The 13,784-nt window shown below is 58.4% G+C and carries 10 protein-coding genes; 5 read left to right on the top strand and 5 right to left on the bottom strand.

Translation table 11 applies throughout. The features are described from left to right. Nucleotides 1-5 precede the first annotated feature (5 nt). The gene (locus DL88_RS09190) at nt 6-1,928 is read right to left on the bottom strand and encodes a peptidylprolyl isomerase (RefSeq protein ID WP_034994992.1); all 1,923 of its coding nucleotides are present in this window, start codon (nt 1,926-1,928) and stop codon (nt 6-8) included. 329 nt (nt 1,929-2,257) lie between these two features. On the opposite strand from DL88_RS09190, the gene tpiA reads away from it, so the two are divergent. The 3 genes from tpiA (at nt 2,258) to pyrG (ending at nt 5,643) form a co-directional block, all read left to right on the top strand. Further along, nucleotides 2,258-3,016, top strand: a complete 759-nt coding sequence (gene tpiA, locus DL88_RS09185; protein ID WP_034994989.1) for a triose-phosphate isomerase — start codon at nt 2,258-2,260, stop codon at nt 3,014-3,016. A gap of 351 nt (nt 3,017-3,367) precedes the next feature. Further along, nucleotides 3,368-3,778: a preprotein translocase subunit SecG gene (gene secG / locus DL88_RS09180; RefSeq protein WP_034994986.1), complete on the top strand. Its 411-nt coding sequence runs from the start codon at nt 3,368-3,370 to the stop codon at nt 3,776-3,778. Nucleotides 3,779-4,014: 236 nt separating this feature from the next. Beyond that, nucleotides 4,015-5,643: a CTP synthase gene (pyrG, locus tag DL88_RS09175; RefSeq protein ID WP_034994984.1), complete on the top strand. Its 1,629-nt coding sequence runs from the start codon at nt 4,015-4,017 to the stop codon at nt 5,641-5,643. A gap of 174 nt (nt 5,644-5,817) precedes the next feature. Here the strand turns inward: pyrG and queF are convergent, their stop codons facing one another. Then, on the bottom strand, nt 5,818-6,273 hold the full coding sequence (gene queF / locus DL88_RS09170; RefSeq protein WP_034994983.1) for a preQ(1) synthase: 456 nt from the start codon (nt 6,271-6,273) through the stop codon (nt 5,818-5,820). Nucleotides 6,274-6,850: 577 nt separating this feature from the next. On the opposite strand from queF, the gene DL88_RS09165 reads away from it, so the two are divergent. Then, the gene (locus tag DL88_RS09165) at nt 6,851-7,468 is read left to right on the top strand and encodes a TetR/AcrR family transcriptional regulator (protein WP_034994981.1); all 618 of its coding nucleotides are present in this window, start codon (nt 6,851-6,853) and stop codon (nt 7,466-7,468) included. Between the two features lie 24 nt (nt 7,469-7,492). On the opposite strand, the gene DL88_RS09160 is transcribed toward DL88_RS09165, so the two are convergent. Then, entirely contained in the window at nt 7,493-8,278 is a 786-nt protein-coding gene (locus DL88_RS09160; protein ID WP_245270733.1) for a lytic transglycosylase domain-containing protein, read from the bottom strand. Between the two features lie 557 nt (nt 8,279-8,835). Here DL88_RS09160 and eno point away from each other — a divergent pair. Next, entirely contained in the window at nt 8,836-10,125 is a 1,290-nt protein-coding gene (gene eno, locus DL88_RS09155) for a phosphopyruvate hydratase (protein ID WP_034994979.1), read from the top strand. Nucleotides 10,126-10,353: 228 nt separating this feature from the next. Here the strand turns inward: eno and mdlC are convergent, their stop codons facing one another. Next, nucleotides 10,354-11,982, bottom strand: coding sequence for a benzoylformate decarboxylase (gene mdlC / locus DL88_RS09150; RefSeq protein WP_034994978.1), 1,629 nt, complete (start codon nt 11,980-11,982; stop codon nt 10,354-10,356). Between the two features lie 331 nt (nt 11,983-12,313). Beyond that, nucleotides 12,314-13,744, bottom strand: a complete 1,431-nt coding sequence (locus DL88_RS09145; protein ID WP_051955784.1) for a L,D-transpeptidase family protein — start codon at nt 13,742-13,744, stop codon at nt 12,314-12,316. Between the last annotated feature and the right edge of the window lie 40 nt (nt 13,745-13,784).

Below are 13,784 nucleotides of genomic sequence, written 5' to 3'. Positions count from 1 at the left end.
TGCAACTAGAATGAATTGGTGGCGGTGCCCAAGGCCTGCATATTGACCTTGGTGCCGAGGTCTTTCTGCAGACTGGCGACATATTGTGCCAGCACGTCTTCCTGGAGACCCCGATCGGTCTCACGACTGATCGCGACGAGATCCGGCGCCTTCGGATCGAAAGGAGGCACTTTGGCGTCGCTCACCTGGAACACGATACGGCCGTCGCCATCGGCGGCAGAACCAACGCCATGCACGCCCACATTGAAAATCTGTGCGACAACATTCGGCGCAAGACCTTTGCCCGCAGCGGCAGCGGTTTCCTGAGCATCGGCGCGGGTCACGTCCTTGATCTCGCGGATTTCCAGATCCCCGTGCTCGCGCGCCACATCGGCGAGACTTTTGCCGTCGCTGATCTGCTCGACGAGCTGGGCAGCGAGAAGGGCGAGCTTGCGACTCGTCTCATCTTTCCGCCACGCTGATTCCACTTCCGGCCGTGCTTCTTCGAGGGTCCGGCGCCTGGCCTTATCGACACCCTGAACCTCGAACCACAGGTAGCCGCCCTGCGGCAGGCTCAAAGTGTCATTGTCCACGCCGACATCCGAGGCGAAGGCGGCCTTCAGCAGGGTAGGGGCGTCGGGCAGATCCTCGACGGGCGCGCCTTTCGCGTCCTGACCCGTTGCCGTGATGGATTCGATCAGACGCGTCTTGAGACCTGTCGCCTCCGCCACCTCGGCCAAGGTCTTGCCCGAGGAATGCAGATCCTCGATCTTGTCGTGCAGACTGGCAATTTCCTTGCGGGCCTTATCAGTGGCGAGTTGCTTCTTCAAATCAGCCTCGACTGTCTCGAAGGGCTGAACCGAAGCGGGGACGATTTTGGTGACGCGAACGATTTTGGTCCCGAAAGCCCCTTCGATCGGCTGGCTGATCCCTCCGTCCGGAAGAGCAAAAGCGGCATCGGCGACTTTTTGATCAACCATATCCTTCCTGGCCAGCATGCCGAGATCGGCATCCTTGTCTGTCAGCTTCTGGTCGGCGAGAAGCGATTCGAATGTCGCCCCTGCATCGAGTTTCTTTCGCGCCTCCGCAGCGCTGGCAGTATCGGGGAAAGAAATCTGCTGAACCTGCCGTGTTTCGGGCACGGTGAAGCGCGTTTCCTTCTGCGCCTCATAGAGTGCGCGGACGTCCTCGGGGGCGATCGTCTGCAAGCCTGCGAGGCTTGCAGGATCCAGTGCCAGAATGAGCAGCTTACGGTGTTCCGGCGTGGCATAAGCCTGCGCCCGGTCCGCGAAATATTTGCCGATTTCATCATCCGTCGGCGCAGGAATTTCTCCGACGGCGGCGACTGGGAGAAAGAACGTATCGACGTCGCGCGCCTCGGTCTGGAACATGTGGATTGCTTCCAGCAGGATTTTCGGCACGGTCAATCCCGAGACGACGGCATCGGTGAGCATGTGGCGCAACAAAAGGTCATGCTGTTCATGCACGAAGGTTTTTTCGGTCATGCCGTTGTCGCGCAGAAGCTGCTCGAAACGCTGGCGGTCGAAGCCTCCGTTCGCCCCCTTGAACATCTCGTCGCTGGCGATGACACGCGCCACTTCCTGATCGGAAACCGCGAGCCCGAGGCGGACCGCCTCCTGATTCAGCGCCGCTTCACCGATGAGACGGGCCAGGACCTGCCGGTCGAGCCCCAACATGCGCGCCTCATCATTGGTGATGGTGCGCCGCGCCTGCCTCTGCAGGCGCTGGAGAATGGTGAGATAGGCTTCCCGATAGGCTTGTGTGGAAATTTCCTCATCCCCGACCTTCGCCAGCGTATTGGCGCCGAGATTGCGGAATATATCGCCGATGCCCCAGATCATGAAGCTCAGGATGATGAGGCCCATCACCAGAGTCATGAGAGAACGGCCGATCCAACCGCGCGTGGCGACACGCATCGCTTCCAACATTTAAAAGGTCTCGCTGTTGCAGGCAGGACGGCACAAGCCCAGCCTATCGGATGTCACAGGCATTACGGAAATGGGAATTCCGGAAGGAAAACGCCGCCGCAATCGAGGAGAGGTTCTGGCGTGCAGCGTCAATCCATGGAGTTATTGCCGGATTGCATGAGCGGATTTCCTGGATGGAGCGGATCCGGACCATCCGGTCCCGCGCCAGTCCCCGGTTCTCCACCGCGCGGCGGCACTATAGAAAGAGCCGGCAGGTCCCGCAACGGGCCAGTTGCACCCGGCGGTTGCCGTGGTACCAAACACATAGAAACTTTGAGGAAAGGCCGATCATGACGACAACCCACCGCCCGCTCGTTGCTGGCAATTGGAAAATGAACGGCTTGCGCAAGGATCTCGAGGAGATTGCAACGATCCGCGATGCAGTCAAGGCCGCTGGCCCGATTGAAGTCGTCGTCTGCCCGCCCTTCACCTTGCTGGCCGCCGCCGCGGTGCTCTGCGAAGGGTCCGGTGTCGGGCTTGGCGGCCAGGACTGTCACACGGAATCAAAAGGCGCTTTTACCGGCGATATTGCGCCGCCCATGCTCAAGGATGCCGGTGCAGCCTATGTCATTCTCGGCCATTCCGAACGCCGCCTTTTCCATGGGGAATCGAACGCACTGATCCATGACAAGGTGAAAGCGGCGCAGGCGGGCGGGCTCATTCCCATTCTCTGCGTGGGAGAAACGGAGGATCAGCGCAAGCAAGGCCAGGCGCTGGCAGTCGTCGGTCAGCAATTGCAGGGATCGATCCCGCAGGATGCTCAGATCGATTCCCTCGTCATCGCCTATGAGCCGGTCTGGGCCATCGGCACTGGCCTGACGCCGACCGCAGAGGATGTCGCTGAAATGCACGGGTTCATCCGCACGCACCTTTCTGAACGATGGCCAGACAAGGCCGCGGGCGTGCGCCTGCTCTATGGCGGATCGGTCAAGCCCGGCAATGCCGGCAAGCTGCTCGCCATCGCCAATGTCGATGGCGCATTGGTCGGCGGGGCGAGTCTGATCGCCGCTGATTTTCTTGCGATCGCGAATGCCTGTCCCACCGGTTGAGCCGCGCCGGACAAACGGTGCCTGCCAAGCATAAGGTGTCGGCGCTTCTACTGTTTCCCATCTGCTACACCCGAAAAAATAGCGCGGCGCCACGCACGGGCATTCCCAGGAGACTGCTCTTGAAAGCTGTGCCGGGCAGCGCGCTTTTTTGTGAACCTCCCCTAGTCAGAAGCGCGGGAGAGGTATATGACGTCGCCATTCTCGCAAAGACACGTCGTTGGTCCGAGCCCCCGCAAATTCTTGCGCTGATAGCCTGATTACCGAACCAGGGCGAGATCCCTTTAACCGTTCACCAAAGCCACCTGATTGGTTTTTGCCAATCAGGATAATGCGCGTGGAGCCGCTTGATCGATGCAGTCAGTATTGATCGTCATCCATTTGATCGTCGTGATCGCTTTGGTCATTACGGTTCTCCTGCAGCGATCCGAGGGCGGCGCGCTTGGCGTCGGCGGCGGTGGTGGGTTCATGACCGGCCGCGGTCAGGCCAATGTGCTCACCCGCGCAACATCGATTCTCGGCGGCCTGTTCTTTGCGACGAGCCTCGCGCTCACCATTCTGGCCAATCTGCATCGCGCTCCCAAGTCGATTTTCGATGGTGCGGTTCCGGCTGCTACACAAAGCGCACCGCAAAGCCAGAAGGAAACCGGGCAGGGTAATCTTCTCGATCAATTGCGGCAGATGGAGCAGCAGCGCGGGGTACAAGCGCCCGCGCCGGTGGCTCCGGCTCCGATCACTCCTCCGGCACCCACATCGGAACCCTGACCGAAAGCACCTTCCCATCCCGGGATCAGGCATTTTCCGTAAAGTGGCATTTCACCGCATCCGTCTGCTCCCGCCGGGGCATGAAGACTCATGGTCCTGCGGCAACGGGTGAAGTTCTCAAGACGTTCTGGAAATGGTGATCTTGCGCAAGATTGAAACGCGGCTTGAAAAAAGGCGTGTGACGGCTTGCGAAAAGACTCCATTTTTCGCGCGAAAAAGGATAAGGCTGTCGAACCATGGCGCGGTACATTTTCATAACCGGCGGCGTGGTTTCGTCCCTTGGCAAAGGTCTCGCCTCGGCGGCGCTCGGCGCCCTCTTGCAGGCACGCGGCTATACGGTCCGCCTTCGCAAGCTCGATCCTTACCTTAATGTCGATCCCGGGACGATGAGTCCCTATCAGCACGGCGAAGTCTTTGTCACCGATGATGGTGCGGAGACCGACCTCGACCTCGGCCATTACGAGCGCTTCACCGGCCGTCCGGCGGTCCGGGACGATAACATCACGACAGGCCGTATCTATCGCGATATCATCGCCAAGGAGCGGCGCGGCGATTATCTCGGCGCTACCGTGCAGGTCGTTCCGCATGTCACCAATGCCATCAAGGAATTCATTCTCGAGGGCAATGAGGGCATCGATTTCGTTCTCGTCGAGATCGGCGGAACGGTCGGCGATATCGAGGGTCTGCCATTCTTCGAGGCAATCCGTCAGCTCGGCAATGATCTGCCACGTGGCCATGCGATCTACATTCATCTGACACTGCTGCCGTTCATCCCGAGCGCCGGTGAACTCAAGACCAAGCCGACACAGCATTCCGTCAAGGAATTGCGGTCGATCGGCATCCAGCCGCATATTCTTTTGTGCCGCACCGATCGGCCTATTCCCTTCGAGGAACGGCGCAAGCTTGGGCTTTTCTGTAATGTCCGCGAGAATGCAGTGATCGAGGCGCGCGACGTGGACTCGATCTACGACGTTCCGCGCGCCTATCACGCGGCGGGGCTCGATCTTGAAGTGCTGGCGGCCTTTGGCATCGAACCGGCGCCAAAGCCGGACATGAGCCGCTGGCAGGCGGTCATGGAGCGGATCAACAATCCCGAAGGCGAAGTGACGATCGCTATCGTCGGTAAATATACCGGCCTGAAAGACGCTTATAAATCGCTGATCGAAGCTTTGGCGCATGGCGGTATCGCCAATCGCGTGCGGGTCAATCTCGACTGGATCGAATCGGAGATTTTCGAGAGCACCGATCCTGCTCCCCATCTCGAACATGTGCACGGCATTCTCGTGCCGGGCGGCTTCGGCCAGCGTGGAGCCGAAGGCAAGATGCTGGCGGCGCGTTTTGCCCGCGAGCGTAAAGTGCCGTATTTCGGCATTTGTTTCGGGATGCAGATGGCGGTGATCGAGGCGGTCCGCTCGCTCGCCCATATTCCGGGAGCCAATTCGACGGAATTCGGATCGACCAAGGAACCGGTCGTCGGCCTGATGACTGAATGGATGCGGCATAATGAATTGCAGATGCGTGCGGCGGAGGGCGATCTCGGCGGCACGATGCGGCTTGGCGCCTATCCGGCCCAGCTTCAGGAAGGCTCCAAGATCGCGGCCATTTATGAATCGACGCTGATTTCCGAACGGCACCGTCACCGCTACGAGGTCAATACGGCCTATCGCGAACAATTGGCGGAAAAGGGCCTGATCTTCTCGGGAATGTCGCCGGATGGGCTGCTGCCTGAAGTCATCGAACTCGTCGATCACCCGTGGTTCATTGGCGTCCAATATCACCCCGAGCTGAAATCGCGGCCCTTTGCGCCACATCCGCTCTTTTCGAGCTTCATCGCCGCAGCCATGGAACAGAGCCGCCTCGTGTGAGTCTTGGCCTTGGCGAGAACCGCCGGGGCTATTAGGGAATCCCCAATAGCCTTGGCGAAGGGTTCAGCGCCGAGCTGGGCTGCGAACGTGATCGCGGGGTCCCACGCGTCTTCACGGCGCTAATTTCAGACCGATAGCCGCCTTTTTCTCTGGCTTTTCTTCTCTATCTCAGCCTCATCCCCGCCCGCGATAGGGCGCGACTCCCTGATCGGGCACCCAGGTGCCTTGGGGGAGGTCACCCGTCTGCCAGAAAACGTCGATGGGAATGCCCCCGCGCGGATACCAATAACCGCCAATCCGGAACCAGAGCGGGGAGAGCAGGGCTACGAGATCCTTGCCGATACGAATCGTGCAATCCTCATGAAAAGCGCCATGGTTACGGAAGGCGCCCAGATAGAGCTTCAGCGATTTGGATTCGACGAGCCAATCGCCCGGCACATAATCGATCACGAGATGGGCGAAATCCGGCTGGCCGGTCACGGGACACAGCGAGGTAAACTCCGGTGCCGTGAAACGGGCGACGTAAGCCGTGCCTGGATGCGGATTCGGCACGCGCTCCAGCCGCGCCTCCTCGGGCGAAGCAGGCAATGCGACGGCGCGTCCGAGAAGGGGAGCCTCTGAAGCCAAGATCGATCATCCCATACAAAGATTCATGGATCACCAGCCGTCGTGATCCGTAGGGTTCAGCGGAATACCGCTGCCTAGTGATTGCGGAAGCCAAAGGCAATGAGCTTGGCTGGTCGTCCTTTGGTTTAAATGGACCACAAGGAAGCCTCCCAAAGGGCGCTATGCCAATCAGCCGGCCGGGCAGAGATCCGAGTCGGTTCTAAAGCCGGTTTCTGCGCAAATTCCTTCAGTTCAGCAAGCGGCACGGTTCGACATTCCGATTTTAATATCAGGAAATCAATCACATACGAGAAATTTTAATTTATTATCATGATATCATTCATCAAATATCAGTATTGCAATATCATTTTTCTTATTTTGTCATTTGATATTGCAATTATGATTTCTGATATCGAACATTGGATATCGGTACTACGATGACTGGAGATTGTTCTGCGTCTTTCCGACCACTCGTGATACGCTAAGGAGACCAATCGGCTTCAGCTCGGACTCGGCACGGCATTCCCATGCTGCCTGTCCTCTCGGTTAAGCCCATCGCGGCCGTGTAAACTTGGTGGCCTTTTCCTCTACGGACCCCTCCATGGCGCCTCGCAAATCTCTCCTGAATGACGGCCCCTTGACCTCCGAGCGTATTCTCGACGCGGCGGAGGAGGTACTGCGCCGCTTCGGCCCGCTCAAAGCGACAGTCATTGATGTTGCCCGCTCGCTGAGGATCAGCCATGGCAGCGTCTACCGGCATTTCCCGCACAAGAATGCTCTGCTTGAGGCTGTGCTTGAGCGCTGGCTCTCGCGTCTTTCGGGACCGCTCGCCGTCATCGCTGCCGAGCCCGGGCCCGCATCGGAACGGTTGCGTCGCTGGTTCGACATTCTGCTGATGGTCTTGCGGCGCAAGGCGCGGGAAGATGCCGATCTCTTCGCGACTTACACCGCGCTCGCGGCGGAAGACGGATTGGCCTTTCAGGGCCACAACGATCGGATGCGGGCCCACCTCGCGAGAATCCTCGATGACGGTGTCCGCCAAGGCGCATTTCAATGCGCCGACCCTCATAATACTGCTTCCGCCTTGCTCGATGCCACGATCCGTTTTCATCATCCGGCGCATGCGGCGGATTGGGAACAGCCCGCTATCGATAAAGCCTTCGAAGCCGTGTGGTCGCTCGCAATGCACGGTCTGGAGACCGCACGCCAAAGGCCTTGAAGAAATGAGCATGACTCTTTCTCCTCAGCGTGCCGCAAGGCGCTTCCAGCGCGCCTCGATTCGGGCACTGATCGCGCGCACGCGCGCATTGTGAGCCGCCCAGAAGGAGCGGCTGTCAGCCGGCGTGCGAATGCTGCCCGGACGCCAGCGAGTCATTGCAATTTTTGCGTGGGCCGATGTTTCGGAGGAAATCAGGGCGGGAACGGTGCCGGATCCATAAGGTGAGCCGCGTGCTGCAAGATGGGCCTTGGCTCTCAGACAATAAGTCTGCGAAAGCGCAGTCATCACCTCTTCGCCATGGCCGGCGCGATATTTCATCAAGGCACGGCAGAGATCGCCATTGGCGAGTCGCCAGGCACGCCCGAGATAGAGCGTGCCGTAGCGAATATTCACCTCCGGCCGCGCCAGCTCGAATGTCGTGCCGCGAAAACCGAGCATGGCCGCCGTCTCCGGCCGTACCTGCATCAAACCGATTTCGCCAACGCCGCCGATGATACTCGGATCATAATGGCTTTCGATGGCGACGACGGCATCGGCAATTTCGGGGGGCAGGCCGTTCTTTCGCGCTTCCATGGCAATGAGTGCTTGATAGGGACGCTCAAGAGCGGCGGTTTGCGGCGGTTTGGTCGTTGCGGAAACAGAATCTGGTTTCGGTGCCGGACGTGGGCCTTGCGGCGGCAGCGTCGCGGCAAGAGTCGGCATAATGACAGTGATCTCGACGAGACACGCGAGTTTCGCCGCAAGTAGCTTGCGCGAACCGGACAGGAATGGTCTCCCAATGCTCGGCACGACAGCATTTTCGAGGGTCAAGCGATGGGGCCCACACTTCAGGAATACGGCGAGCGGGAGCAGAAAGCGGCACATATCCAACGGCTTCCAGAACACAAGCCGTTCTAATCGTTAAAAGTTAAGGTAATCCTGTGTGAACTGGCCGTGGACGGTGCCGTAACGATCCAGCCGCCATGATCAAGAAGGGATCTCTGGGGACGCGAAGCGAGAGGTTTCGGATTTCGGCGATCAGCTGCCTCGAAGGATGGTAGAGCCGTGATCCACCTTCCTTGCCACGATGGGGATCACGATCAGGACCTTGATCCGGCCGTCATGCAGGCTTGAAGAAATATCGTTAAGCCACATTCTCGCGGTAGGGCCACAAAGGATCAGCCACGCCACACTTATTAGGAAGCGGGGAGACTTGACCTTTTAGCGTCATCTGCTCAAGCATGACTTTGGACTTTCCACTTCGGATGCTCCGCTTGTAACTATTCCGCTTAGAACTATCCACTCGGGGCTATCCCTTGAAATTATATGCCGCCCGATGCCAATCGCGGTGGCTGGTCAACATTCGTTCATAGGTACAAGGAGTTTCAATGACCGCTATCGTCGACATCGCTGCTCGTGAAATCTTGGACAGCCGCGGCAATCCGACCATCGAGGTTGACGTCACCCTCGAGGACGGTTCTCTTGGCCGCGCAGCCGTTCCCTCCGGAGCCTCCACGGGCGCGCATGAGGCCGTCGAATTGCGCGATGGCGACAAGAGCCGGTACAATGGCAAAGGCGTGCTGAAGGCCGTCGAAAATGTCGATCGTGACATTTTCGATGCGCTCAGCGGTCTTGATGCCGAGGATCAGGTTCATATCGATCAGGTCATGCTGGAACTCGACGGCACGCCGAATAAGAGCCGTCTTGGCGCCAACGCCATTCTCGGCGTCTCGCTTGCCGTGGCCAAGGCAGCCGCCGAGGCCTCTAGCCTGCCGCTTTACCGCTATGTTGGCGGTGTCCAGGCTCGTGTCCTGCCGGTTCCGATGATGAACATCATCAACGGCGGCGCCCATGCCGATAATCCGATTGATTTTCAGGAATTCATGATCCTGCCGGTCGGTGCGCCGAGCCTCAAGGAAGCCGTGCGCTGGGGTGCCGAGGTTTTCCACGGCCTAAAGAGCGCGCTGAAAAAGGCCGGACATAATACCAATGTCGGCGATGAAGGCGGTTTCGCGCCGAATCTTCCCACGGCAGAATCGGCGCTCGAATTTGTTGTGAAGGCGATCAGCGAAGCCGGTTTCAAGCCGGGTGAGGATATTTATCTCGGCCTCGACTGCGCCTCGACGGAATTCTTCAAGGACGGCAAATATATTTATGAGGGCGAGGGCGAGGGCAAGACTCGCACCCCCGAGGAGCAGGCGGCCTATCTCGCTAAGCTGGTCGAAAGCTTCCCGATCGTCACGATCGAGGACGGCATGTCGGAAGATGATTGGGAAGGCTGGAAGATCGTGACCGATCTGATCGGCAAGAAAACCCAGCTCGTCGGCGATGATCTTTTCGTCACCAACGTCGGGCGCTTGTCGCAGGGCATTGCCAAGGGGGTCGCCAATTCGATCCTCGTCAAGGTGAACCAGATCGGATCGCTGACCGAAACCCTCGCTGCCGTCGATATGGCACAGCGCGCGGGCTATACGGCCGTGATGTCGCACCGTTCCGGCGAAACCGAGGATTCGACCATCGCGGATCTCGCCGTCGCGACCAATTGCGGACAGATCAAGACCGGCTCGCTCGCCCGCTCAGACCGGTTGGCGAAATATAACCAGTTGATCCGTATCGAGGAAGAACTCGGCAGCCAGGCGCTCTATGCCGGCCGCGCTGCCTTGAAAGCTCTCGGTTGAAGGTTATTGGTCTGATCGATGACATCCGGCGGCCATGGGAACATGGCCGCCGCTCTCTTCAGCTACACACGCCTATCCGCCAAGTCATAACGCCAAGTCATAAACTCGGTCCTGGATGAAATTGAGCGCTGGACCGCAGATTCCTAAAGTCTGAGAGATGCAGGCGGGGTTGGCGTGATAACTCCTGGGCCATTATTCCTCTGGAACGAGGGCGCTATCCATCCAGCCCTACAAAAGCGGCGGAATGGTCGCGACGATTGGCACTTCGAGCACAGTAGGTCCGGAGCGGTCGAAGGCTTCAGCACAGACTTGCCGCACCTCGTCGAGAGTTTCCGCGCGCGACGCGGCGCAGCCGTAGCCCTTGGCCAGCGAAACGATATCAAGACCGGGAATATCGAGTCCCGGCACACCGGGCGTCTTCTCCATCTCGGCAAAGGATTTCAGGATCGCGTATTCTCCGTTCCGCGGTACGACGTAAAGGATGGGTAGCTTGTGTTGCGCGGCCGTCCAGAGACCCTGAATCGAATATTGAAAGGATCCGTCGCCAATAACAGCGAGCACCGGGCGATTACGCCCGAGATCCCGTTCTGCCAAAGCGATGCCGACCGCTGCCGGGAGATTCCAGCCGAGGCTGCCACTCGCAAAAGTGAAAAACGAATCTTCCTGATCCACCGGCCATGCGGCTTGTAACGCACCGAGGTTGGAGGGAGATTCCTCGACAAGAATAGTGTTTGCAGGTGTCGCCGCACGTAGCGTGTGGAACAGCCGCTGTACCGTTACCTTCTCATCTGGCTTAGCGGGACTGGCACTGGAGTTGGAGTCGATAGGATGCTCTTGCTTCACAGGTGTAGACGATGCTCTGGATCGAGGGGCTACGAGATGCGTCAATGCCTCGATAGCGTAAACGGCATCTGACAGCAGGCTGTCCCCGACCGGCGCGCGGCCCGATTCAGACGGATCGTCAGTGACATGCAGCAGACGAAGACCACGCGGCAGGTAATCACCCGGCACATAAGGATAATAGCGGAAGACCGGCGCTCCAATCACAATGGCGACGTCATATCCTTCAAGCTTCGCGGAGAGCGGTCCCTTGGCGAAAGGAAGGCTGCCGACATAGAGCGGATGCGTTTCAGGGAATGAAGGTCGCTCCGTAGCCGGTGCCGCCCACACATCGGCCTGAAGTTTTTCCGCCAATGCGATGGCTTGGTGCCAGCCACCGGAGCGGGCAATCGAAGAACCGAACACAAGCGCTGGTTTCCGCGCATTGGAGAGCACATCAGCGAATTCCGCGATGCGGACCGGATCAGGGCCGATGCGGGAGGCGAGCGAGCGTGCAACAGCCGGTCCAAGGGCCGGCTTGTCCCAATCGTCAAGCGGGATCGAGAGAAAAACAGGGCCTGCCGGAGGCTGGATTGCAATGGCATAGGCGCGCATGAAGGCCGCCGGCACATCTTCCGCCCGAACCGGCTCATAAGCCCATTTCACCCAGGGCCTGGGCAGAAGCGCCGGCTCCACGTTGGTAAGCCAGGGCTCCATAAGCAGCATTTCACGCGTCTGATTCCCGGCCGTCAGAATCAACGGCGTCTTGTTCTGCGCCGCCGTCAGAATATTGCTCATGGCGTTGCTAACGCCCGCCGACGTATGCACGTTGATCAGGGCAGGCCGCCGCATGATCTGTGCATAGCCATCCGCTGCACCGACGGCGGAGGCTTCATGAAGTGTCTGAATATATCTGAAATCGCTTGGAAATTCCTTAAGGAATGTCTCCTCTGTAGATCCCGGATTGCCAAATACGGTTGTTATATCGAGATCGCGCAAAAGCTGGAACGTGACTTCCCGAATTGTTTTATCGGTCATTAGTCCATCCTTCACCTGAAACGAAATGCAAAGAAATTGCATGAATGACGGATAACCAGGAACATTTACGTGTATTGGCGGGTAAGGGGCGATCCCTGTCACAGGCTATGTGCCACAATATATGACAAACACGCTACAGATCTGCTTTCGGTGATCAATATCTCAAACTGTCTAGAGTTCCTCGCAGGCTGCCATTCTTGAACATGCGTTCTCGCCCTATGATCGGATTGCTAACGTCACCACGAGCTAAGCAGCAAATAGATGTGCAATCTTCTGGGATTTTCTGCCATCATCGATTGTACGGACGCCCACTTCTTCTTGCGAGCAGGGGTCATTCCACCATTGTCGGTACTGACACGCGGGAACCGGAAAGGCGCATCTCATTGCGTGTGTTCATGGTCGACACGCTCAAATGCTGATTGTCCGGCACAGACACCGAAGCGTCCTCGGCGATATCACGATTATAGATGTCATTCCGAAAATGAATGACATGATCGGATGTTGCATAGCCTGTGAGATAGACCCAGGCGACGGGGACCGGTTTCTCGAGCTTGATATTCACCTGTTTACCGATTGTAATTGCCGCCTCGATCATGGGCGGTGTCCAGACCGGGCGGTCTGACGATCCGATATTATCCTCGAGCAACCACGCAGCGAGTGTGTTGACGCGAGATATCCGCACACATCCATGCGACAGGAAACGGAATGTCGATCCGAACGCCCGTTTTGATGGCGTGTCATGCATGTAAACGGCATCCTTGTTCGGCATATCGATCCTGAGCGTGCCGAGAGAATTGTCGGCTCCCGAATCCTGCCGCAATGTCAAGGCGACTGCCGATTCACCGTTCCAGTCGATCGTGGCGGGATCGATTTCTGCCCCTGCCTGATCGAGAATATGAATGCGATTTCTCGCAAGGTAGGTTGGGTCCTTGCGCATATGCGGTATGATCTCGTTTTTCACGATCGAGGCCGGGACCGTCCAAGTCGGATTGATATTGATCTCGGTGATTTTTGTCGCAAGAACAGGTGAAGGTTTGTCGATCTGCCCGACGACCGCAAGATAACGCTGAACGACGGCGCCATTTTCGACTGCTTCCGCCGTTGCCGACGGAATATTGACTGCGACATAACGCCGGCCGAATGGGAATTTCATGGCGCGCGCGCGTTCGGCGGAAGCGACGAGCTGATTGTAGCGTATGATGGCGCTGACATTGAGTGCGCGCAATGTCTGGGGACCGATGGCACCTGTCTGTTCGAAACCGTGCCTTTCCTGAAAATGCTTCACGGCCGCTTCGACATCGGCGTCATAGAGCGTGCTTTCGGTCGCGGCTGCATCGAGATCGCCGGAAATCGCGAGCCGATGCCGCAACAATTGGACAGCGGGCGCGGTGGTTCCGGGTGTGAGCTTGGCGTCGGCCGGCACCTGCGGCCAGCCGCCAGCCTCGACAATGGCAAGATAGGCGCGCGCGGCGTCAGCGGTCAGATCAGCAGTATCCGGAGAAAATGTCGGCTGTGGATCTTTTGCCAAAAACAGATCTTCCGGGGAGGGCTGGGCTTTCGGCTGTGTACGCGGCCGCGAGACAGTCAAAAGTGGGGCCTGCTCTTGCTGAACCTCCAGAGGTGCCGTTTCTGGGTCCACCCCGGCCTGGATCGCTGGTGGTACGGCCAGATCAATTTGGTCCTCCTGCGCAGAAACGATGACCGCAGAGAGACTAATGAGCGCAAGCACAAGAACGGGCAGGCAAGGAAGACGGAAGGGCATCAAATCTTCTCTCTGGAGGGTTTCCTCTGGCGGAGCCTGT

Source organism: Beijerinckia mobilis (assembly GCF_000745425.1).
GTDB classification, from domain to species: Bacteria; Pseudomonadota; Alphaproteobacteria; order Rhizobiales; family Beijerinckiaceae; genus Beijerinckia; species Beijerinckia mobilis.
The sequence above is the reverse complement of the archived record's forward strand: the minus strand, read 5'-3'. Positions and strand labels throughout refer to the sequence as shown.